Here is a 22,763-nt window from a genome sequence, read left to right as displayed (position 1 = left end):
GAAGGTCACGCAATGTGTGGATGCGTGCCCTCCAGGAGAAGAGCGACATCACGAAGGTCACGCAAACACGAAATAAGTGCCCTCCAGCACAAGAAAACAACAACGAAGGGCACAAACCCAACCAAAGTCAATGCAGTAGAAAGATGTGCTACGCTTCTTTCTTCATTCATAAAACATAAAAACAAAAAAGAACACGCGCGACAGCTGTCGCGCGTGCTCATCATTTAAGGGCTTAGCTTTGGTATAAAGCCGTAATTTGTTCTTGTGCCGATTTGTTTTCTAGGAATTCATCATAAGTGATTTCAGAACGATCGACCACGCCGTTAGGTGAAATCTCGATAATACGGTTAGCTAGCGTTTGAATAAACTGGTGGTCATGTGAACCGAAAAGAATAGCGCCTTTGAAGTCGATAAGTCCATTATTCAAAGCAGTAATCGATTCAAGGTCCAAGTGATTTGTTGGATCATCAAGAATCAATACGTTTGCCTTACTCAACATTAATTTAGAAAGCATACAACGTACTTTTTCTCCACCGGATAAGACAGAGACTTCTTTCATAACTTCCTCACCAGAGAAGAGCATACGTCCGAGGAAACTTCTCAAGAAGGTATTATCGTTCTCTTCTTTATTTACAACGTATTGTCTTAACCAATCTAGAATGGTTAAATGACTATTTTCAAATTCGTCCGTTGTATCCTTGGGCAGATAAGACTGTTTAGTGGTAATTCCCCACTGATAAGTTCCGGTATCTGGTTCCATTTCGCCAGTAATAATTTTAAATAAAGTTGTGATGGCAATATCACTCATACTGGTAAAGGCTACTTTATCTTCTCGTGAAAGATTAAAGGAAATATTAACGAGGACTTTTTTACCGTCGATCGTTTTTGAAATATTCTCAACGCGCAGTAGGTCATTACCGATTTCACGTTCTGGTGAAAAGCCGACGAATGGATAACGACGTGACGACGGTTTTATATCGTCCAAAGTTATTTTGTCCAGCATTTTTTTACGAGAAGTTGCCTGCTTAGACTTAGAAGCATTCGCGCTGAATCGTGCGATAAAGGCCTCGAGTTCTTTAATTTTTTCTTCTTTTTTACTGTTCTGATCTGCGGCAAGTTTAGAAGCCAATTGACTAGACTCTAACCAGAAATCGTAGTTCCCTACAAATAACTTGATTTGTCCGAAGTCGACGTCAACCATGTGTGTACAAACTTTATTCAAAAAGTGTCTGTCATGGGAAACGACAATGACCGTGTTTTCAAAGTTAATCAAAAACTCTTGAAGCCAGGCAATAGAATGCGTGTCTAAACCGTTTGTCGGCTCATCCAAAAGTAAAACGTCTGGCTTACCAAACAAAGCTTGTGCAAGTAAGACTTTTACGTGTTGTCCACCTGTTAACTCACTCATTTTTTGATCATGTAAGTCTTCTGGGATACCTAAACCTTTAAGCAGTGTCATTGCTTCTGGTTCAGCTTCCCAACCATTTAATTCTGCAAATTCTCCTTCAAGCTCAGCTACACGTATCCCATCTTCATCAGAAAAATCAGCTTTCATATAGATGTCATTTTTTTCCTGCATGACATTATATAAACGCTCATGCCCCATAATAACTGTATCCACAACTCTTTGATCTTCATAATCGTAGTGGTTCTGCTTAAGAACAGCCATACGAGAATCAGACGGCATGGAGACGTCTCCAGAAGTCGGGGAAATTTCTCCGGATAAAATTTTCAAGAAAGTTGACTTGCCGGCACCATTTGCACCAATAACACCATAGCAATTATCGTTTGTAAATTTTAATGAAACGTCTTCAAATAGTTTTTTGTCAGAAAAGCGTAAGCTCACATCTGTTACTGTAATCATATTCGATAAAACCTCTATTCTTTTTGTGTAATAAAAATCTGTTTTTTGCCATTACTTCTATTATACTTACTTTTTTTAAGATGTCAGTCTTTATGAGAATTTAATAAAGACTAAGGGGGGGATTGTGACAATTTAGTGAAATTGTAAAGGCCTACATGGAAAAACATCCCCTAAAAGATACGCTAATTTAAGGGATGTCCTTTATTTTATGTGGTTTAGTATTTTTAAGCGGGTACTTTTTTGACTAATTTCATATCGTAATGACCTAGATTATAGTCATAATAAAGTTCGGAAGACACTTTGAATCCAAACTTCTCATAAAAACCTTTAAGGAGTGCTTCAGACTGCACAGTCACTTCGCTGTTCGGATAGTGACAAGCAACGTAGTCTAAAGCCGTTTTAATTAACTCTTGACCATGTCCTTGATTCCGATGTTCTTTAGGAACAAATACACGTCCAACTTTAACTTTATAATTATCTTTATAAATACGTGCATAGGCCTTGATTGTGTTTTTTTGCGTCTTTATAAGATGCAAAGCTTTTAAGTCGATATCATCTACTTCTTGATAGGCACACCCTTGCTCAACAACAAACGTTTTAGTACGTTCTTTTATTATTTGATGAAAATCGTGTGCACTTAATTCTTGAAAGTGTTTATATTGCCACATAACTAAGTGTCACTCTCCTTTTTGAAATGAATTTTCGTCCTATAATTAGCTTGATTTCAAACCCACAACAACAGTATACATAAATTATAAAAGAGTACAATGATAAAACATGCATATATCTGATAAAAGTTATGGTTTTCTTGCTTTTTCAACAGGTTAACCCCTTACATAGCTTGATATATTCATATTTAGTAGTATGATTGACTATAGGAGAGTGAAAAAATGGAAAAAAAGGTATTATTTATCATCGTATTGAACCAAACAGAATTACTGGATGAACTTTTATTGAAATTTAACGATGAAGTAGGACAAGCTGCGACAGTGATCGACTCTGTAGGTATGGCACAGCATTTATCTCAGCTATATGAAGCGAAAATTTTTTCAACGATTAAGCCGTTGATTTTATCAGATCATACTGAAAATAAAACGATTTATAGTGTTATCCCTGAAAAAGATATGGATTTAGCTCGTGAAACGGTCAAAGAAGTCTTAAGAAATATCAAAAAACCTGATACAGGTATTATGTTTGCTGTACCAGTATTATTTCAGGAAGGTATTAGAGATTAAAATTAGAAAAGAAGGTAGTATAGTTGGAATTGTCAATTGTGTTTTATATTGCTATTGTCCTTTTGATAGGTTTAGTTTTTGGGCAACTAGCAACTCTTATTAAGTTACCTAGTGTCACTGGGTATTTGGTAGGTGGACTGATTGTGGGTCCCTCCCTATTGGGTGTTTTATCACCAGAAATTATTGATAGTTTAGATATTGTTGAAGAAGTTGCATTGGCCTTTATTGCGTTTACCGTGGGCTTATCCTTTAAAAGAAGTTATTTTAAACGTGTAGGTTTTGGCCCAGTTATTATTGCTCTGTTTGAATCTGCTGGAGCTGTGCTAATTGTTACTGCTGGATTACTACTTATTGGTGTTGATTTAGCGTTTGCAATTATGTTAGGAGCCATTGCAGCGGCTACTGACCCGGCTTCGACTATTATGGTCATTAGAGAATACAAAGCAAAAGGACCACTAACTGAGACTCTATTGAGTGTTGTTGCCTTAGATGATGCTATGGCACTTATTTTATTCGGTTTTGCGTCAGCTATAGCCAGAACGATTGTGCAAACGCAAGGAGAATTATCCCTACTTGCATCTGTTTTAAGTCCGTTCATTGATATCTTCCTAGCAGTATTAATAGGTGGAGTATTAGGCTTCCTAATGAAGTGGCCGCTTAAGTATTTCCAGACAAGCAGCAACCGTTTAGTTGTTTTAATCACTTTTGTATTTTTAGCTAGTGGTATTTCTGTTTATTTCGGCGTTTCCGAATTACTAACGATTATGATTATGGGTGCTGTATTAACAAACATATCTCTCGTTGCAACTAAGATGAGCGATTTATCTGATCGTATAACGACACCAATATATGTCATGTTTTTTGTTGTCTCAGGGGCTGGACTAGATATCTCTGTGATTCCAACTGTCGGATTTGTTGGTTTGGTTTACATTGTACTGAGAGTCGCTGGAAAGATTACCGGCGCTTACTTTGGGGCAAGTATAGCCCATACACCAAAAACAGTCAGTCGTTATTTAGGGTTGACGCTCATCCCACAAGCTGGTGTTGCTATTGGACTGACAGCTATTGCTGAATCTATCGTCCCTATGTATGCAACTCAGATTAAAGTTGTTGTTTTATGTTCAACTCTTATTTATGCGTTGGTCGGACCGCTTACGACTACAATAGCACTCTCGAAAGCAGGAGAAATTTCTAAAGGATAAACGTAAATAAATAGAATGATAAATATAAAAATGTTTCAATATTCTCTTTTTGAATGTTGAGACATTTTTTATATTATTGGTCTATTCTACGTCTATTTACTTTGTCCCAAAGAACGTTTCTACTGAAAAAAGTTAAGAGATCATTAAGTCGAAATAAAATAAAAAATCTTTCTATAACAGTTTAAAAAATCTCTTTAAACCATTGTATTTACTTGCTATTTGATATAAAGTGGAGAGAGTAATTTGTGAAACAATTAAGTGTTTCACGACTGATTATAGAAAGGATTTTCAATAATGACTCCAGAAGAATTTCAGTCAGAATTAAAAAAGAGAAATATCCCAATTTCAGATGAGAAAATGCAACAATTTGAAAGCTATTTAAAGCTGCTCCAAGAATGGAATGAAAAAATCAACTTAACTGCAATTACGCAGCGAGAAGAAGTGTATTTGAAACACTTTTATGATTCATTAACAGCAGGATTGTATGTAGATTTTAGTAAAGGGGTCCACAGTCTATGTGATGTAGGCTCAGGTGCTGGCTTCCCCAGTATCCCCCTTAAAATTATTTACCCTGAACTAGAGATCACCATTGTCGATTCATTAAAAAAACGTATAACGTTTCTTGAAGAAATTGTTTCAGAATTAAACTTACAAGGCGTATCACTTTACCATGACCGAGCAGAAACCTTTGGTCAGAATAAGCAGTTCAGATCATCCTTTGATTTTGTTACGGCTCGTGCTGTGGCAAGAATGAGTGTGTTGGCTGAGCTTTGTCTCCCGCTTCTTAAGAAAAAGGGAACATTTATAGCGATGAAAGCGTCTCATGCGCCAAAAGAACTTTCAGAAGCGACAAAAGCTATCAAGCTTCTAGGGGGTAAAGTAAGAGAAACCCAGTCATTTGAATTACCAGAAGATGCTGGTGAGCGTTCGATTATACTTATAGATAAGAAAAAAGAAACGCCGAATAAATATCCAAGACGACCAGGGACTCCCAATAAGAGTCCATTAGCTTAAAAGAAAGATAAGAAAGTTTGGAGGAATACCATGGCACAGATTATAGCTGTCGCAAATCAAAAAGGTGGCGTAGGGAAAACAACGACTACGGTAAATCTGGGAGCATCTTTAGCCTATAACGGAAAAAAAGTTCTTCTAATAGATATAGATGCACAAGGAAATGCAACAAGTGGATTAGGCATAAGGAAAGGCGAAGTGGATAGAGATATCTATGACGTCCTTATAAACGAAGAACCACTAAAAGATGTTGTCCTACCATCCAGCCGTGATAACTTGAGCATCGTACCCGCAACCATCCAACTAGCTGGCGCTGAAGTAGAGTTAACGAGTCTAATGGCACGTGAAACACGTCTGAAAAGTGCAGTGGAAACAGTGGAAAAAGAATATGACTATATTCTGATCGATTGTCCACCATCTCTTGGGCACTTAACAATTAACGCATTTACAGCGAGTAACTCCGTGCTTATACCTGTCCAATGTGAATATTATGCATTAGAGGGGTTAAGCCAACTATTAAATACTGTACGTTTAGTGCAGAAGCACTTCAATAAGAGTCTGAGAGTGGAAGGGGTACTATTAACTATGCTAGATGCTCGTACGAATCTTGGTTTTGAAGTAGTGAATGAAGTGAAAAAATATTTCCGCGAAAAAGTCTATAAGACCATCATCCCAAGAAATATAAGATTATCTGAAGCGCCAAGTTATGGCTTGTCGATTATAGATTATGACCTGAAATCCAAGGGTGCGGATGTCTATCAAGAATTAGCAAAGGAAGTGATGGATAATGGCCAATAAGAAAAAAGGTTTAGGCCGAGGTATCGATGCTTTATTTGATGTTCCTGATTTTGAAAAAGAAGTTGATCGCAATGACGAACGTGTACAACTTATTGAATTGTCAGAGATACGACCAAATCCTTATCAGCCAAGGCGTCACTTTGATGAAGATGCGTTGAAAGAATTAGCTGCATCAATTACTGTATCTGGTGTTCTTCAACCAATTATTTTAAGACAATCGACGGTTAAAGGATATGAAATTATTGCGGGAGAGAGACGTTTTAGAGCGTCTAAATTAGCTGGTAAAAAAACAATCCCTGCGATTATTAGAGAGCTGAATGAGGAAGTTATGATGCAGGTGGCTATACTTGAAAACTTGCAGCGTGAGGACCTGACCTCTTTAGAGGAAGCTGAAGCGTATAATATGATGATGGATAAATTATCCATGACGCAAGAAAAAGTTGCTGAAAAACTAGGGAAAAGTCGCTCCTATATTGCTAACCACCTTCGCTTGTTGTCTTTGCCTGAAGTGGTAAAACAATTGGTTCAAGAAGGAAAGCTTTCAAATGGACAAGCCCGTACTTTGCTTGGTTTGAAGGACAAAACAAAGATAAAAAAACTGGCTAAGCGAGCGGTTAAAGAAAAATTAACTGTTAGACAATTGGAACATCTCGTTTCTGAAGCAAACCAGAATCCGAAGAGTAAGCTTAAAACGCCACAGACCAAAAAGAAATCCGTCTATATAAAAAAATCAGAAGAATTATTGACGGATAAGTTTGGAACGAGTGTTGTGATTCGTGAAAAAGGTGAGCAAGGAAAGATAGAAATCGAATATGTTTCGCCCGATGATTTGAATCGTATATTGGAAGATTTGGATATTGGTTTAGATGCCTAAACAGGGGGATTAATGACATGGAAAAACCTTATGAATTACATGATGTCGTAGAAATGAAAAAGCCACATCCTTGTGGAACCAATCGATGGGAAATTATTCGACTCGGTGCTGATATCCGGATAAAATGTACAGGATGCGGCCACTTGGTTATGATGCCCAGACGTGAATTTGACCGAAAAATGAAAAAGGTCTTGAAAGATTAATACTATTATAGAAAGTGAAAGGTGACTATATTTATGCCTTTAACAGCAGGAATTGTTGGCTTGCCCAACGTAGGAAAATCAACTTTATTTAATGCAATAACAAAAGCGGGAGCTGAAGCAGCAAACTATCCCTTTGCCACGATTGATCCAAATGTGGGAATCGTAGAAGTTCCTGATGAGCGCTTGAATCGCCTGGAAGAACTTGTAGATCCGCAAAAAGTAATTCCAACAACATTTGAATTCACTGATATAGCTGGAATCGTAAAAGGCGCAAGTAAAGGCGAAGGCTTAGGAAATAAATTCCTGGCTAACATCCGTGAAGTGGATGCCATATGTCACGTCGTTCGTTGTTTTGAAGATGAGAACATTACTCACGTTTCAGGACAAGTAAATCCGGCAGAAGATATTGAAACAATTAATCTTGAACTAGCTTTAGCGGACCTGGAATCCGTAGACAAACGCTATGAGAAAGTGCGTAAACAGGCAAAAACAAAAGACAAAGAAGCTGTTGCGATGCTTTCGGTGCTTGATAAAATAAAACCTGTTTTGGAAGAAGGAAAACCTGTCCGTGTTCTTGATTTTACGGAGGAAGAATTACCTATCTTACGTTCTCTATTCTTGCTAACAAGTAAACCTGTACTCTACGTGGCCAACGTTGCTGAAGAAGAAATTGCTGATCCCGATAGCAACAAACACCTTCTGACAGTACGCGGAATTGCAGAAGCTGAAGGCGCTGAGGTAGTAGTTATCTCAGCGGCTATTGAAGAAGAAATTGCTGAATTGGACGATGAAGAAAAAGAAATGTTTTTAGAAGATTTAGGTGTAAACGAACCTGGATTAGATAAATTAATTCGTAAGTCATATGACTTATTAGGACTTGCCACATTCTTTACAGCAGGTGAAAAAGAAGTCAGAGCTTGGACCTTTAAAAAAGGCATGAAAGCTCCGCAGACTGCCGGTGTCATTCACAGTGATTTTGAACGTGGATTTATTCGTGCAGAAACGATTTCTTATGAAGACTATGATCACTTGGGCAGTGAAAAAGCTGCACGAGAGGCTGGCAAGCTTAGAGCAGAAGGAAAAGAATATATTGTTCAAGATGGCGATGTTATCCTGTTCCGTTTCAATGTGTAATTTTTAGATAAAGGAGATTATATAGAATATGGCTAGAAAAGATAAGTCTAATGAACAAGAGAGTCAAATTGACTACGAGGCAAAAGAGACAGAAAACACAGAGCTTTTTGACCAGCTGACAAATAAAAATCAGGAATATATGATTAAACTTAATCGTAGATTAGATGAAGCAAACGTATCAGAAGAACGTAAAACTAATATTTTCAATGATATGTTAAAGAATATTCTATCAGAACAAGCGAACCATAATACGGCCAGAAATATTTATGGTACGGTTACGGATCAGGCTAGTTACCTTATCAACGGCACTAGTGGTGCGGTTGAAGAACCTGTCGAGCGCTCGGCTACATGGAAATTATGGTTAGATGGCGCCTTGCTTTTAGGAGGGATGTTCTCTGTTATAACAGGGATTTCTTACTTCACAAGCAATAGCGAGGCTGGATTAGGTGTGACATCATTGCTCCTTAACTTTTTATTAGGTGGTTTTGCGGTTATGATTATCACAAGATATTCGCCACAACCAGGTGTTAAAGGTGGATTCTTGAAATATATACTGGCTACGACACTGACAATGATTGCCTGGATTATGCTGATGGCCTTTAGTACTAAATTGATTCCACCCGTAATTAATCCATTGATTCCTGGATCCTATACACTTGTCATAGGTGTGATAGCTTTCGCGGCAAAATGGTATCTGAAGAAAAAACTGGACATCAAAGGAACACTGATTTAATCAAAAAACTGGCTGGGGAACTTTCCCGGCCTTTTTCTATATGTATTAATTGAAAAATACTTTTTATAAAAAGGGGATGTCTGCTTCAAAACAGATATTGCGACACCTTTATGAGCGATTTTAATATAAATTGGTTCTTAAAAGCGTATTGCAACACCTTTTAGATAAATTTTAATATAAACTTGTTCCAAAACGCGTATCGCAACACCTTTTTGTGAAGTTTTAATATAAACTTGTTCCAAAACGCGTATTGCGACACCTTTTTGAAGAATTCTGATATAAACTTGTTCCAAAACGCATATTGCGACACCTTTTTGAGAAGTTTTAATATAAACTTGTTCCAAAACGCGTATTGCAACACCTTTTTGAAGGTAAATCATCTTAACTAGTCACAAACCAAAGAATATACAAACTGAAATGGCTGAAAGTTCTCTAAACAGATAGTTAACATCAGAAAAAGACGGCTGCAGTGAACTTTATACTTACCATGTGTCCTGTTATTCGTAATTAGTCGATATCACATGATATACTGATAAGCATAAAACAAACACATCTTAACTTAAAAAGGAGGAGTACAGATGACTGAAAATACAACAACTCAACTGATTCAAGAGGTCATTGATTATTTGATTGAAACAGACATACAGGAGTTATCAGACTGGGGAGATAGACGAACAGAATGGTTGAATCAAGCAGGAGAACAGCTTAAGGGTATTGATAAAATCATTTCTGGAGACCTAAGAATAAGAAAAGATAATGGTGATATAGGTACTTATCCGGCATTTCGCGTGCAACATAATAACGCGTGCGGATATTATAAAGGGGGGATTCGGTTCAGTACGGGGGTCAATAAAGAAGAAGTTGAAACATTGGCTATGCTGATGACATTGAAAAATGCCTTGCACGAACTTCCTTATGGTGGCGGTAAAGGCGGAGTTCATATTGATGTTAGAGAACACTCTGATCGAGAACTAAAAGAGGTCAGCCGAGCCTTTGTCAGACTTGTTCAAAATGATATTGGTCCTTATCGTGATATACCTGCACCTGATGTTGGTTCGGGGGCGAAATTAATGGACTGGATGACTCAGGAATATAAAACACTGCATCCGAATCAACCGTACATCAATACCTTTACCGGAAAGAGTATTCAAAGTGGTGGAACAAAAGGACGTTCTGAATCAACAGGGATTGGGACATTCTTAAGCTACTATTATTTGGTTGATACCATACTGGAGAACACGGTAGAGGTGGATGCTAATTATACAGATGAGAAAGACTTGATCACGTCCATTGGTGAAAAAGAAAATGTAAGGGTTGCTATTCAAGGATTCGGTAATTTAAGCCGTGCGGCAGCAATTGAGGCAGAGAAAGCTAGCAGAAAGCATACTGTGATTGCAGTATCCGACAGTCGCTCAACCCTTTACAGTGAAGAGGGACTCGATGTAAAGGAATTAGCAGCGTTCAAGGAAAAAACAGGTCGCTTACCTAGTGAAGAAGAACTTGTTGGAATGAATACTAAATGTGATAGATTAAATCCAGACGCTGTTTTAACATTAGACTGTGATGTGCTTATCTTAGGTGCTATTGAAGATCAGATTACAGAAAAGAATCAGAAAGATATTAAGGCGCAAATCCTGGTTGAAGGTGCCAATGGACCCATTACTAAAAAGGCAGATAAGTATTTGACAGAAAAAGGAAAAATTATTATTCCAGATATTTTAGCTAATGCTGGAGGCGTAACCGTATCTTATTTTGAATGGATCCAAGGATTTACGAATGAAGTAAAAGAGAAAGATAAAATTTTAGAAAACATGAGCGCGCGTATGAAAGATGTCAGCACAGGTGTTTATAAACAACATTTTTCATCCATCCATAAAGAAAGTTTACGTTTTTTATGTTTCAAACTATCTATTATACGATTAGTAGATATGCTGAATCGATCAGGGAATGTCATTTAAAAAAGCGAGGCACTGGTATCCTCTAACGCTAGCAACTGTTCTTTCATAATAAGTCCACCACGAAAGCCTTTGGACAGAGATGTCTTAGGTACGACTCTATGGCAAGGATAGACGATGAGCAGAGGATTGGCTTTCAAAGCAGTGCCTACAGCTCTCGCGGACTTGCTGGAATAACCGATGGATACGGCCAGCTCACCATAAGTTGTTTGTTCTCCGTATGGAATAGTTCTCAAGGCATTCCAAACTTTTTTCTGAAAGTCTGTACCGTATAAAAACTGTGTATCAAATGTAAAGTGCTGTTTATTTTTAGTTAGATAGGATTGGAATTCTTTTCGAAAAGGGTCTAGAGCCTTGTCATCTTCGATAAGCTCAGCATCACTAAAATGATTGGACACCCACTCAGTCATTTCCTTTAGTGATGCTGGACTGGAACCGACAAAACATAGGGCGTCTTGGGAACAGACAATATAAAAAGACCAGTGACCTTGTTCTATTGATGAATAGTGTAAAAGTTGACTCATTTTCATTCACTCCTTATAGTAATGTTTAATAAAGAACCTTTTGAAAAGACGTTTAGACCTGTATGACGTCTTTGCGAGGTGGACGTCAAAGCTGCTTTTTGATGCATGTGTAAAAAAGAAAATATTAAAGGGGCGGGGATTTTTGTCCCTGCCCCTTATTATTTATGTGTGTTGTTGTTTCTTTAATGCTTCTTTGACTCTATTCATAACGTACTCTTCGTCGCCTGGGCGATCTAAGTTCACTTCATCAATATCAATAACTAAAGTCTGGCTCTTATCGTATTCCGCAAACCAGCCGTCATAGCGATCATGTAAACTTTTATAGTAGTCCAGTAATTCAGGATTGCCATCAATTTGTTCAAAGGGTCTTCCACGTTTTTTAATACGCTCCAAGTGAGTATCTAGGGATCCTCTGAGATAAATAAGTAGGTCAGGTCCTTTTTTAGGCATTCCATCTATTTCTTCCATCATATTATCCAGTAATTCAGTATATAGTTTCATTTCTGCTTCACTCATGTTTCCTTGTTCGTAGTTAATACGTGTGAATAAAGCATCTTCATAGATAGAACGGTCTAAAACATTGTATCTATGTACTAAAGCCTCTTTAATACTTTTGAAACGTGTATTCAAAAAGAATATTTGTAAAGAAAATGCCCAACGTTTCGGGTCATCATAAAACTTTTCCAATATTTCGTTATCGTCGACATGTTCATAAAAAGCGGTACTATTCAATTTATTTGAGATCAAAGTAGTGTACGTACTTTTTCCGGCACCAATCATTCCTGCTAATACAATCACAGACATTTTATCTCCTTCCAAATCATAAAAATTTTCGTCTTTACTATCATACCATAACTAGTAGAAAATAATAATCCAAAAACGAAAAGTTCACAAAAATGTGGTAGGATGAATGAAAGGATATGACAGAAAGGATTGTTAGTATGCAGTGTAAAATATGTCAGCATGAGACGAAAAAGCTTATGCACCCGAGTAATGGACACATTTTTCATGAGTGTGTTAATTGTCACTTTATCGCCAAAGATTCAACTTTTTATTTAAATGACAAAATGGAATTTCAACAATATGAGCAACACGAAAATTCAATAGATGACCCACGATATGTCGCGTTTTTTGAAATTTTTTTGACTGCAGCGGTGTTCCCCTTTGTAAATGAAGGCAAAAAAGCCTTTGACTATGGCAGTGGGCCGAGTCCAGTTTTAGCCCGGCTATTGGAGCGAGATTATGGTTATAATACTGCAATATACGATTTGTATTACTCGCCTGAACGTATTTACCCTGGGCAGACATTCGATCTCATCACTACAACTGAAGTGGTAGAACATATCCCAGAGCCCTTGGATGTTTTCGCTGAACTAAAAACACTGATGAAAGAGGATAGCATCTTAGCTGTAATGACACTTTTCCACCCAGAAGACGAAGAAAAATTCTGGGGCTGGCATTACATAAGAGACTTCACCCATATTTCGCTTTTTACGCCTAAAGCCATGGAAAGTGTAGCGGAAAAAGTTGGGCTTGAGATTGTTTACTGTGACGACTATCGTTACACAACCTTTAAATTAAAGTAAGCAGTTGTACTCACTAGTTTGTTGTGTGCAAACATTCCTAAATGAGGGGGAGTGCTTATCTAAAAATATATCATGATAGCTACCAAACAGTCGTATTGAACAGAAAATATATAAAGCTTCTAGATTGGTGCTAGGGATAGATAATGAGGAATGCTACAGAAAGTCAAACAGTGTGAATAAGCCTAATATAAATATAAAAAAGAGTACATACTGTTTGAACGCCTCGACATCTATCTTGCTATAAAGATAATTCCCTAGTTTAATAGCTATAAAAATAGCAGGAAGCGACCATAGAAAATAAGCCCCTAATTCCCTAGTCCAAAAGCCACTAAGAAAATGGCTGAGTACGATAAATAGACTTGAAAACAGAAAATGAGTTTGCAGCGTATCTTTGAATGTGTTCGGCGACCAGTTGCTCATTGTTCCGTAAAGAACAATTGGAATCCCGTTCATATTATAGGCACTGCCAAGCATACCTGAAAAGAAGCCGAAGGGTATGCCATAAGTTGTATTCTCAAATCTCTTTTCAATCGCTTGGTGATGTTTTTTTGATCCGATGATAGAGTAGATTGAATAAGAGATAAGTAAGAGCCCAAGGATTAGGCTAATCCACTTTTTTTCAGCAAATTGGACCAATAATAGTCCAAAAGGGATTCCTAGTAAAGTTGAGAGAGATAATTTTTTCAGGATGATTTTATCCACGTTTTTATACCCTGAAAAAATTGAAAGAAGTGCGACGGTGCACCCAACAAGGCCCACGAGTGAAACGGCAGTGGAAAAAGGAATCGGAAGCAGAGCTAAAAGCGGCATACTCACGACTGAGTCCCCAAAACCTAAAGTTGAGCGCATGAGAGACCCTAAAAAAACAGCCCCGATAACCAGCAGTAAGATAGAACTATCCATAAAAACCCTCCAAAAAACACTTGATATAAATCAATAACAGTCCCTCGATACTATGATATAGTAAACCTAACATAGAAATCAAAGGAGGCTTGAAACACGAAAACCTCCTCTTTAAAAGAAGGAGAGATAATATGACTGAAATGAATCAAAAACATACATGTAATACGTCTCATAAAGGGTGCGTATCTCTAGTTCCCATATTTAATCATCTGGATACCGAGCAAATGAATGAAGTAATGGAAACAGTACAGTCTCAATCTTTTAAAAAGGGTGAGCTGGTTTACCATGCCGGAGACAAGTCAGATGTTCTGACAATTGTAAATAAGGGAAGTCTGCGCCTTTATCGTTTATCTGAGTCAGGTAAAGAACAGCTTGTACGTGTACTAAGACCTGGAGAGTTCACGGGAGAACTGGCTTTGTTTAATGAAAAAGTTCATGAAAATTATGCTGAAGCTATGGAAGCAACATCTGTTTGTCAGATTACCCGTTCTCAGTTGCAAGCTTTGCTGGTCAAGTATCCATCAATCTCGCTTAAAATTCTGCAAGAGCTTTCAAGTCGGGTGGATCAAACAGAACAGCAGGCCGCTCGCTTTACTACAGAATCAACGGAACAGCGTCTGGCCTCTTACCTTGTTGAATTGCTTGGATCAGATAGTCAGTCTGACATCGTGACACTACCTTTGACAAAAAAAGATTTAGCCTCTTATATCGGAACAACCCCTGAAACGGTGAGCCGTAAATTAAAAGAATTGGAAGAGTTAAACTTAATTAAACGTATAAGTTCATCTAAAATAAAAATAGTGGATGAAGATAACCTACTTTTCTTGTAAGCAAGTAGTTTAATGTAAGGAAGTAGCTAAAAAACCTCTGTCGGATTAAATAGTCCAACGAGGTTTTTTTATATAAACTTGATGGAAATCAATTTTATCATACACTTTGTGGCATATACTGTGGTTGTAAGAGAAATAGACGGCGCTGAAAGAAAAGGAACGAAAAGGAATGAAAGAACTTGATCCACATCAATGTCTCTATAGAAAGTGAGGTATATACTATAACTATAAGTGAGAGAGATCAAGCGAAAGCAAAAGTTAAAAGGAGAGGGTACAAATGAAAAAGGCTATTTTGAAATTAGAAACGTTGGCATGTCCGAGTTGTATGCAAAAAATAGAAAACGCATTAAAGGGTTTAAAAGGAATTGAAAAAGACACGGTGAAAGTACTCTTTAATTCAAGCAAGGCAAAAACAGTTTTTGATTCTGAAAAAATCTCAATAGATGCTATTGAAAAAGCTATTGAAGATTTAGGTTATCCAGTAATCAAGTCAACGGTTAAAGACGCATAAGAAAGAATGAAATCAGAGAAAGAAGGAGAAAAAATGGCTGACTTTACTAGAATTGTAGATAATTATTTTCCAAAACTTGAGATGTATACTTTACCATTGACACGAGCACATGGAAAAAACCATCCGGAAGTCTTCAGAGTTCACGAATTATTTCAGCTAATGAATGAAAAGGTTAAAGAGAACACTGCCAGCAAGGTTAAGTTAGATAAAGAGTTCTCGGAATTAAGACAAGTAACCAATCACTACACCTTACCAAGCGATGCATGCGAAACCTATGAGGCTGTTTATAGTATGTTAGCTGAAGCGGATGAAGTATATTATCAGCAAAATGAATAGAGTAAAGATAGATTATCCCGGTGAGTATTGATGACTCTTCGGGATAATTTTTTTTAAAAGAAAAGAAGCAGACTTGACGGCTATCAAGTTAAAGACTGATGGCATCCAGTATACTGAACTTAACATCAAAGCATAAGAAATATAGGAGGGAAAAACATGCAAACATTTATTTTAAATAATAAGAAGTTGATCACGCTTTTGAGTGGTTTTTTAATAGTGAGTGGCTTTTTTAGTCGGTTTGTCTTTGGGAACATCGTCGTGTTGCAAACAGCGCTTATCATTGCTTCAATTATCGGAATTGCCCCGATTGCTATACAGGCATATCAAGCGCTAAAGGTAAAGGTCATAAGTATTGACGTCTTGGTTACCATTGCGGTCGTCGGCGCTTTTTTGATACAAAACTTTGAAGAGTCAGCGATTGTAACATTCCTGTTTCTGTTTGGACACTTTTTAGAACAAAGAACATTAAATCAAACACGATCAGCTATCAAAGAGTTGACAGAAATGGCTCCTGAGCGTGCACTTGTACAGACAAACACAGGTGAATTTGAAGAAGTAGATGTAGACGAAGTAGAGGAAGGCGATGTGCTATTAGTTAAAACTGGCGCTAAAATACCAGTGGACGGAACGGTCTTATCTGGAGAAGGCTATATTAATGAAGCGAGTATCACAGGAGAATCTGTACCTGTAACGAAAACAGAAGATTTAAATGTTTATGCTGGAACGATATTAGAAAATGGCACCTTGCAAATTGTGGCGGACCGTGTTGGAGAAGAGACAACCTTTGGAAAAATTATTGAACTTGTTGAAGAAGCACAAGATTCCAAATCCGAAGCTGAACGCTTTATCGATAAGTTCTCAAAATATTATACACCAGCTGTTTTAGTATTATCATTTATCGTATGGATCATTAGCCAAAATATTGAATTAGCTATCACTATTTTAGTATTAGGTTGCCCCGGGGCATTGGTTATAGGTGTACCTGTTTCCAATGTGTCTGGAATAGGCAATGGCGCCCGACACGGCGTTCTTCTTAAAGGGAGTGAAGTGATTCATGACTTTAGTCGTGTCGATACGATTGTTTTTGATAAGACAGGAACATTAACGGCAGGCACACCAACTGTAGCAAGAAAAGAAACGTATGGAGAGGATTCAGAAGAAGCTCTTAACTATTTAGTAAGTGTGGAGAGAGAATCAGACCATCCTTTAGCCAAAGCTATCCTTGAAGAGATAAAAGCAACAAAAAACTATGTTGTGACAGAAACAGAAGTCATAAAAGGTGGCGGGATTGTAGCCCAAGTCTCAGGGCATCGTGTAACTGTAGGGAATGTGACGTTGATGCATAAGGAAGGCGTTAAATTGAGTAAAAGGGCTCAGAAGGATATCAAACAAGCGGAAGAGAAGGGTCATTCATTAGTTCTTACTGCTGTTGATGGAGAATTGCGTAGTTTAATGGGAATTAAAGATCAAGTAAGGTTAGGTGTTAAAAACGATCTCAAGAAATTAAAAGAGTTAGGCGTTCAAAATCTCGTTGTTCTTTCGGGAGATAATCAAGGGACGGTCGATGCTGTTGCTAGTGAATTGAACCTGACAGAAGCGCATGGGCATATGTTACCTGAAGATAAGTCAGCCTATATAAAAAAACTTCAAGAAGAAGGACAGATTGTAGCTTTTGTTGGAGATGGTGTTAACGATAGTCCTTCTCTAGCTCTTGCTGATATTGGTATTGCAATGGGAAGTGGCACAGACGTTGCTATCGAAACATCCGATGTGGTTCTTATGAATTCTGATTTCAATCGACTGCCGCATGCTTTGGGTCTCGTTAAGGCAACCGCGAGTAATATGATTCAAAATATTGTCATTGCTGTTGGCGTTGTGCTCATCCTCTTAGCTAGTGTGTTTTTCAGTGACTGGATGAATATGTCCATTGGTATGCTCGTGCATGAAGGGAGTATCTTAGTTGTGATACTAAACGGCATGCGCCTACTGAAATATCGCCTACCAAGAAGTAGGGAAACAGAGCAGGTAAACAAAGTGAAAATCAAGTAAAAGTATTTCTGAATATGTCTTATGATATTTTTGACAGGAATAATAATGAGATAGAAACGTAACATGAAGGGATCTATGCCTCTCTTTTTCTACAACTTAGATAGACTAAAACACAACAAGAGGCTACCAAGAAAAGCTAGTAGGATATAGAAAAAGGGAGAAGAGCTGATAGTTTAACAAATCCTTGCTTGACCTTTAGGAAACAAGGTGCTATTATGTATATAGATTCACAAGATAATTCTAAAACAATACATTCGTCACTTTAAAAATTAAATATGAAAGCTTTGAATAGTCATCAATTTATTCATTGTGATCTGAACAGGCGGTGGATGCACGTAAAGATCCATGCGGCCGGGCTGCAATATTTGTGGCAGCAGACTATGCTTATTAAGGGTATATCTGTGGGACAGTTAATTCTGTTCTACGGGTATGCCCTTTTTTATCGTGATGAGCTTAAAAAGGAGGAATACAAGAGCGGATTCAACGCGTAATAAAAAATATAAAATTAGAAAGAAGGGGTTTCGATGATACAGTATTTAATGGAAAACAGGAGAGGGCAATTTTTATTTATTGGTGTTATATTGGCGGCAATTGGATTCGTTTTAGCAACAATGAGCAACACCTACAGTACCTGGCTCTTTTATGCAGCCATATTCTTTTTAGGCTTCTTTGCTGCAAAAGATGCGATTATAGAAACAATAAAAGATAAATCACCAAACGTTGACTTGCTCATGATTTTAGCAGCAGCAGGTGCGGTACTTATAAACTATGAATCTGAAGGTGCTGCCTTACTCTTAATTTTTGCTGCAGCTGAGGTGTTAGAAGATTACGCGAACAGTAAATCGACATCAGCTATCTCAGAATTAATGGCTCAAGTTCCAGAAACAGCACAAGTGTTGAAGGAAAACGGGGAAGTGGTGACTGTACCGACAAAAGAGCTTGAAATTGGCGACATAGTTGTTGTAGCCAAGGGAGAACAAATACCTATAGATGGCATGATTGATCGAAAAGCGATTGTTAATGAAGCAGCTTTAACCGGAGAAGCTATACCTGTAGAAAAAGATATAAATGAGGAAGTATTTGCAGGTACATTAAATGAAAACAACGCCTTTCACCTTGAGGTAAACAAAGCAAACGATGAAACTGTTTTTTCAAATATCATTCGAATGGTAGAGGAAGCTCAGAGTAAACCTTCTCGAATTTCAAAATTTATTGATCGAATAGAGAGTAAATATGTTATTTCTGTTCTGATTATCGTTCCTATTTTCATCATTATTTTATATGGAGTGATGTCTATTCCTTTTGAAGAATCCTTTTACCGCGGGATGGTCTTTCTAACAGTAGCAAGCCCATGTGCCCTCGTCGCTTCAGCTACCCCAGCAACATTAAGTGCAATAAGTAATGGAGCCAAAAATGGTATTCTATTTAAAGGCGGAGCTGCAATGGAAGCTTTAAGCACAATGGATACCTTGTATACGGATAAAACAGGGACGTTGACACATGGAGAATTTAAAGTAGATGACTACCACTTACCAGAAAACATTCTAAAAGAAGTGATATTTATGGAGCAACAATCCAGTCATCCTATTGCAAAAGCCATTGTTAATGCCTTCAAAGAAATAGATTTATCATCAGTAGAACAGGATGAACCTGTCACTGAGGTTGCTGGTTCTGGGATGAAAAAGGGTGGGCTTTATATAGGGAAACCTCAAGCGTTCAAAGAGTATAAGAAATATGATATGTATCAAAGATATTTCCAAAAAGGAAATACGATTATTCTAGTAGGAAAAGAGAATGAGGTGATTGGCTACTTTTCACTTAGTGATCAAATCCGAAAACAATCTGCTGAGGCGGTTGAATGTTTTCAAAAAGAAGGGATTGCAGTCACCCTTTTAACTGGAGATAATGAAGAGGTGACAGAGCGTGTAGCAAAAACAGTTGGTATTGAAGAATACAAGGCCTCAATGCTGCCTGAACATAAAATATCCTACGTTCTAAAGAGTCAGGGTAAAGAGGAAATCGTTGGTATGATTGGAGATGGAATCAACGATGCTCCAGCCCTAGCCAATGCGGATATTGGTATTGCGATGGGGAGTGGGTCCTCTGTGGCCATGGAATCCTCTGATATTGTTGTAGTGAAAAATGATCTACTCAAACTTTTTTATAGTTATAAACTAAGCAAAAAACTTAACACAATTATTTCACAAAATGTGTTTTTCTCCATTAGCGTGATTTTGATTCTTATTATCTTAAATCTGTTTGGGGTATTAGGATTACCATTAGCTGTACTTTTTCATGAGGGATCAACTATCCTCGTTATACTAAATGGTTTACGCCTCATTGGTTCGAAACCTAAACCAAATAGCTCTGGAATGTCTCGCTCTATCAAAGGTTAAAGGATAAAAATGACTTAGTCAGCTAGAAATTAATAGAAAAAAGCCCTGAGATATCATTGTCTCAGGGCTTTTCTACTGGTTTATACTTACTATTTATTTAATATCCTTATCGCATTTAGTACGGTGAAGATAGTAAAACCGATGTCTGCAAATATGGCTGACCATAAAGTGCCAATACCAAATATGCCCAGCAATAAGAAAATCGCTTTTATACCTAAAGCAAGAATAATATTTTGTCAGACAATCGTTCCTGTATGCATAGCTACATTCAAGTCACTAGCAATTTTAGGGATTGTATCATCCATGTGACGGCTATAATTAGTTTAATACAATAACTGCCTATTATTTTATATAGTTGGGCATATGGGAAAATAGTTTACGTGCAGGGGGAGAAGAAGATATAATGAAAGAGAGAGAAGCGTTTTGATTAGTGAGATGTTATAATTCAGTCAGCGGTAAATTATTGGAGGTAAAATTATGTTGAATATTGCTTATATCGGCGATGGAAAGAGTACGAATCGTTATCATGTTCCTTTTTCAAGACAAGTCGAAGGGATAAATATCAAGACAATACAAGCACGTTCTGGCCACAATGAGATGTGGTCGAGGGTTCCTGACGCTCAATATGTACAAAATAGGGAAGATATATATGAGGACCCAGCTATTGATTTGGTTGTTATTTGTACGCCACCTCAGAGCCATTACTCCTTAGCAAAAGAAGCACTGCTAAACAATAAACACGTTCTAGTAGAAAAACCTTTCGCAGAAACATCTGAAGAAGCGAGAGAATTATTTGAATTAGCTGAGAAAAAAGGTCTATTTATACAATGCTACCAGAACCGACGTTTCGATTCAGACTTTTTGACTGTTCAAAAAGTAATTGAAAGTGGTGTTTTAGGAGAGTTATTGGAAGTAGAAATGCATTATGATTACTTTAGACCGGAAGTGCCTGAGGGATCGGAGACATTTAATAAACTCAGTAGCTTTATGTACACACACGCCTGCCATACAGTGGATCAGGTATTATCTTATTTTGGTAATCCATCAACGATTCATTACGATGTTCGCCAACTTTTAGGTGAAGGACGCATGAATGATTACTTTGATTTGGATTTCAATTATGAAAATCAACTTAAAGTGTCTTTAAAATCCAGTTACTTTCGCTTAAAGAGTCGCCCAAGCTTTGCTATTTATGGAAAAAAAGGCGCCTTTATTAAAGAGACAGAGGACCGTCAAGAAGAACATCTGAAACTCTTTTATATGCCGACAAATAATGATTTTGGAGTAGATTTACCTGAACATTATGGAACACTTTACTATATTGATGAAGATGGAAAATATCATGAAGAGAAAGTTGTATCTGAAGTAGGAGATTACAGTCTGATCTATGAAGGCGTTTATGAATCGATTGTTAATGGGAAAGAAAAAATTGTAAAAGATGAAGAAACCATTCGTCAAATTGAAATTCTTGAAGAAGGTATCAGTGAAATGAAACATAAGGCTAAAGTATAATTATCTAACCAGACTGATACATTAACTGAATGGTTGAATTCAACTCGATATAATAAACAGAAAGGACTGATATAATGTCTGAAAATGCTAATCTTTTTCATATATTATCATGGGCATGTCTACTTTTTGGATGGATGGGCTTAACTATTTTGGCTTTTCCATTAGGGATCTATTTAGCAGGTCAATCCATGAAAGGCGGAGTAGATGCTTCGCTGGCTCGTAAATTAAATAATTGGTCACTAATTATTACGATTGTCTTGATTGTACTTTTAGTCATTGGCTTTTTGTCAATTGTTTCTATCGGTATGTAGATATAATACATCAAAGATATAGGAGGAAGGGTAGAGATTTGATTGATCTACTCTTCTCTTTTCTAAAAAAATGTAAGCCGTTCCAAACGGGTGAAAACAATAGAGTAACTATTTAATTGAGTTCATTTTTTTAACTATTGAGGCAAAGGAGAATGTAAATGAGTTATAAAGACGGCATATTGGGGTATAGAGAGGATATACTGAAATCAAGAGCAGTTATCAAAAAGAATATTTATGCATTGATACCTCATGAAGGACTGGTAAATAATAAACTACCAGGCTTTTTGGAAATCGATAGTTCAATTCTTTCTTCACCTAGACTTGGCGCAAACTTCGTGGATTATATTCTGACGCTTCATCCTGACGGAAAAAACAAATCAGGTTTTGGCGGTGATGGTATCGAGACGTTTGCCTATGTTATTGAAGGGAAGGTTGACTTCAGTGATGGGCAAAAGACAGTCACTTTAAAAAAGGGAGGCTATATATATGTGCCATCTACGCAAGTGATGACCTTTGAGAATAATAATGGCGATGCTAACAGTGAAGTTTTTTTATATACTTGAATTGTAAAATTAAGCTAGACGATTAAAAAAACCATTTGTGGTACACTCATTCCAAATTAACAACCACGAAAATTAGGAGAGTGACCACAAATGGCTTACACCCATCTTACCATGGAAGAACTCGGTTGGATAGAAACTTATCTTACTATTGGCTTATCTGTAGAAAACATTGCAGATAAGTTGGGACGTTCCAAACAACCCATCTATAATGTCAAACATTACCTTGAAACAGG

The 22,763-nt window shown here is 37.3% G+C and carries 24 protein-coding genes and 1 riboswitch; of the genes, 18 read left to right on the top strand and 6 right to left on the bottom strand.

Annotated features, from left to right (window positions below; all coding sequences use genetic code 11):
- Positions 1-232 precede the first annotated feature (232 nt).
- Together BMX83_RS02410 and BMX83_RS02405 are read right to left on the bottom strand one after the other, a co-directional pair.
- Positions 233-1,864, bottom strand: a complete 1,632-nt coding sequence (locus BMX83_RS02410) for an ABC-F family ATP-binding cassette domain-containing protein (RefSeq protein WP_091632842.1) — start codon at positions 1,862-1,864, stop codon at positions 233-235.
- A 224-nt stretch (positions 1,865-2,088) separates the two neighbouring features.
- Positions 2,089-2,532 carry a GNAT family N-acetyltransferase gene (locus tag BMX83_RS02405; protein ID WP_091632839.1) on the bottom strand — a complete coding sequence of 148 codons (444 nt, stop codon included), beginning with the start codon at positions 2,530-2,532 and terminating at the stop codon, positions 2,089-2,091.
- 222 nt (positions 2,533-2,754) lie between these two features.
- Between BMX83_RS02405 and BMX83_RS02400 the strand changes: the two genes are divergently transcribed.
- The 8 genes from BMX83_RS02400 to BMX83_RS02365 all read left to right on the top strand — a co-directional run bounded on the left by BMX83_RS02400 (position 2,755) and on the right by BMX83_RS02365 (position 9,054).
- Complete coding sequence (locus tag BMX83_RS02400; protein ID WP_091632836.1) at positions 2,755-3,099, top strand: hypothetical protein; 345 nt, start codon at positions 2,755-2,757, stop codon at positions 3,097-3,099.
- Between the two features lie 23 nt (positions 3,100-3,122).
- Positions 3,123-4,301 carry a cation:proton antiporter gene (locus BMX83_RS02395; RefSeq protein ID WP_091632833.1) on the top strand — a complete coding sequence of 393 codons (1,179 nt, stop codon included), beginning with the start codon at positions 3,123-3,125 and terminating at the stop codon, positions 4,299-4,301.
- A 294-nt stretch (positions 4,302-4,595) separates the two neighbouring features.
- Positions 4,596-5,315 (top strand): 16S rRNA (guanine(527)-N(7))-methyltransferase RsmG, encoded by a 720-nt coding sequence (rsmG, locus tag BMX83_RS02390; protein ID WP_091632830.1) that lies wholly within the window; start codon positions 4,596-4,598, stop codon positions 5,313-5,315.
- A gap of 30 nt (positions 5,316-5,345) precedes the next feature.
- Complete coding sequence (locus BMX83_RS02385; RefSeq protein WP_091632828.1) at positions 5,346-6,110, top strand: ParA family protein; 765 nt, start codon at positions 5,346-5,348, stop codon at positions 6,108-6,110.
- Positions 6,100-6,984: a ParB/RepB/Spo0J family partition protein gene (locus BMX83_RS02380; protein ID WP_091632824.1), complete on the top strand. Its 885-nt coding sequence runs from the start codon at positions 6,100-6,102 to the stop codon at positions 6,982-6,984. The genes BMX83_RS02385 and BMX83_RS02380 overlap by 11 nt, the downstream gene beginning before the upstream one ends.
- 17 nt (positions 6,985-7,001) lie before the next feature.
- Entirely contained in the window at positions 7,002-7,187 is a 186-nt protein-coding gene (locus tag BMX83_RS02375) for a DUF951 domain-containing protein (protein WP_091632821.1), read from the top strand.
- A 33-nt stretch (positions 7,188-7,220) separates the two neighbouring features.
- The gene (gene ychF, locus BMX83_RS02370) at positions 7,221-8,321 is read left to right on the top strand and encodes a redox-regulated ATPase YchF (protein WP_091632818.1); all 1,101 of its coding nucleotides are present in this window, start codon (positions 7,221-7,223) and stop codon (positions 8,319-8,321) included.
- A gap of 28 nt (positions 8,322-8,349) precedes the next feature.
- Positions 8,350-9,054, top strand: a complete 705-nt coding sequence (locus BMX83_RS02365) for a DUF1129 domain-containing protein (RefSeq protein ID WP_091632815.1) — start codon at positions 8,350-8,352, stop codon at positions 9,052-9,054.
- Positions 9,055-9,191: 137 nt separating this feature from the next.
- On the opposite strand, the gene BMX83_RS02360 is transcribed toward BMX83_RS02365, so the two are convergent.
- Positions 9,192-9,398, bottom strand: coding sequence for a hypothetical protein (locus BMX83_RS02360; protein ID WP_143059471.1), 207 nt, complete (start codon positions 9,396-9,398; stop codon positions 9,192-9,194).
- Between the two features lie 234 nt (positions 9,399-9,632).
- On the opposite strand from BMX83_RS02360, the gene BMX83_RS02355 reads away from it, so the two are divergent.
- Positions 9,633-11,012: a Glu/Leu/Phe/Val family dehydrogenase gene (locus BMX83_RS02355; RefSeq protein WP_091632810.1), complete on the top strand. Its 1,380-nt coding sequence runs from the start codon at positions 9,633-9,635 to the stop codon at positions 11,010-11,012.
- On the opposite strand, the gene BMX83_RS02350 is transcribed toward BMX83_RS02355, so the two are convergent.
- Together BMX83_RS02350 and BMX83_RS02345 are read right to left on the bottom strand one after the other, a co-directional pair.
- Entirely contained in the window at positions 11,009-11,533 is a 525-nt protein-coding gene (locus BMX83_RS02350; protein ID WP_177170465.1) for a methylated-DNA--[protein]-cysteine S-methyltransferase, read from the bottom strand. The two genes, BMX83_RS02355 and BMX83_RS02350, sit on opposite strands and share 4 nt — an antisense overlap.
- 162 nt (positions 11,534-11,695) lie before the next feature.
- Positions 11,696-12,337, bottom strand: coding sequence for a deoxynucleoside kinase (locus BMX83_RS02345; protein WP_091632804.1), 642 nt, complete (start codon positions 12,335-12,337; stop codon positions 11,696-11,698).
- 116 nt (positions 12,338-12,453) lie between these two features.
- On the opposite strand from BMX83_RS02345, the gene BMX83_RS02340 reads away from it, so the two are divergent.
- Entirely contained in the window at positions 12,454-13,119 is a 666-nt protein-coding gene (locus tag BMX83_RS02340; RefSeq protein ID WP_091632802.1) for a class I SAM-dependent methyltransferase, read from the top strand.
- 153 nt (positions 13,120-13,272) lie between these two features.
- Here BMX83_RS02340 and BMX83_RS02335 read toward each other — a convergent pair whose 3' ends face one another.
- Positions 13,273-14,022: a sulfite exporter TauE/SafE family protein gene (locus BMX83_RS02335; RefSeq protein WP_091632799.1), complete on the bottom strand. Its 750-nt coding sequence runs from the start codon at positions 14,020-14,022 to the stop codon at positions 13,273-13,275.
- A 131-nt stretch (positions 14,023-14,153) separates the two neighbouring features.
- Here BMX83_RS02335 and BMX83_RS02330 point away from each other — a divergent pair, with 131 nt between their 5' ends.
- The 8 genes from BMX83_RS02330 to BMX83_RS02295 all read left to right on the top strand — a co-directional run bounded on the left by BMX83_RS02330 (position 14,154) and on the right by BMX83_RS02295 (position 22,530).
- The gene (locus BMX83_RS02330) at positions 14,154-14,852 is read left to right on the top strand and encodes a Crp/Fnr family transcriptional regulator (RefSeq protein WP_091632797.1); all 699 of its coding nucleotides are present in this window, start codon (positions 14,154-14,156) and stop codon (positions 14,850-14,852) included.
- Between the two features lie 277 nt (positions 14,853-15,129).
- Entirely contained in the window at positions 15,130-15,363 is a 234-nt protein-coding gene (locus BMX83_RS02325; protein WP_091632794.1) for a heavy-metal-associated domain-containing protein, read from the top strand.
- A gap of 6 nt (positions 15,364-15,369) precedes the next feature.
- Positions 15,370-15,699: an iron-sulfur cluster repair di-iron protein, ric gene (locus tag BMX83_RS02320; RefSeq protein WP_245746615.1), complete on the top strand. Its 330-nt coding sequence runs from the start codon at positions 15,370-15,372 to the stop codon at positions 15,697-15,699.
- Between the two features lie 156 nt (positions 15,700-15,855).
- The gene (locus BMX83_RS02315; protein WP_091632791.1) at positions 15,856-17,748 is read left to right on the top strand and encodes a heavy metal translocating P-type ATPase; all 1,893 of its coding nucleotides are present in this window, start codon (positions 15,856-15,858) and stop codon (positions 17,746-17,748) included.
- A 304-nt stretch (positions 17,749-18,052) separates the two neighbouring features.
- Positions 18,053-18,160: riboswitch (NiCo riboswitch) on the top strand.
- Between the two features lie 112 nt (positions 18,161-18,272).
- Positions 18,273-20,144, top strand: coding sequence for a heavy metal translocating P-type ATPase (locus BMX83_RS02310; RefSeq protein WP_091632788.1), 1,872 nt, complete (start codon positions 18,273-18,275; stop codon positions 20,142-20,144).
- A 477-nt stretch (positions 20,145-20,621) separates the two neighbouring features.
- Positions 20,622-21,656 (top strand): Gfo/Idh/MocA family oxidoreductase, encoded by a 1,035-nt coding sequence (locus BMX83_RS02305; protein WP_091632786.1) that lies wholly within the window; start codon positions 20,622-20,624, stop codon positions 21,654-21,656.
- 188 nt (positions 21,657-21,844) lie between these two features.
- The gene (locus BMX83_RS11095; protein WP_281242026.1) at positions 21,845-21,967 is read left to right on the top strand and encodes a hypothetical protein; all 123 of its coding nucleotides are present in this window, start codon (positions 21,845-21,847) and stop codon (positions 21,965-21,967) included.
- 158 nt (positions 21,968-22,125) lie between these two features.
- Entirely contained in the window at positions 22,126-22,530 is a 405-nt protein-coding gene (locus BMX83_RS02295; RefSeq protein ID WP_091632781.1) for a cupin domain-containing protein, read from the top strand.
- Positions 22,531-22,763: the final 233 nt, after the last annotated feature.

Origin of the sequence: Alkalibacterium gilvum, assembly GCF_900109085.1 — a bacterium.
Taxonomy (GTDB): domain Bacteria; phylum Bacillota; class Bacilli; order Lactobacillales; family Carnobacteriaceae_A; genus Alkalibacterium; species Alkalibacterium gilvum.
The sequence above is the reverse complement of the archived record's forward strand: the minus strand, read 5'-3'. Positions and strand labels throughout refer to the sequence as shown.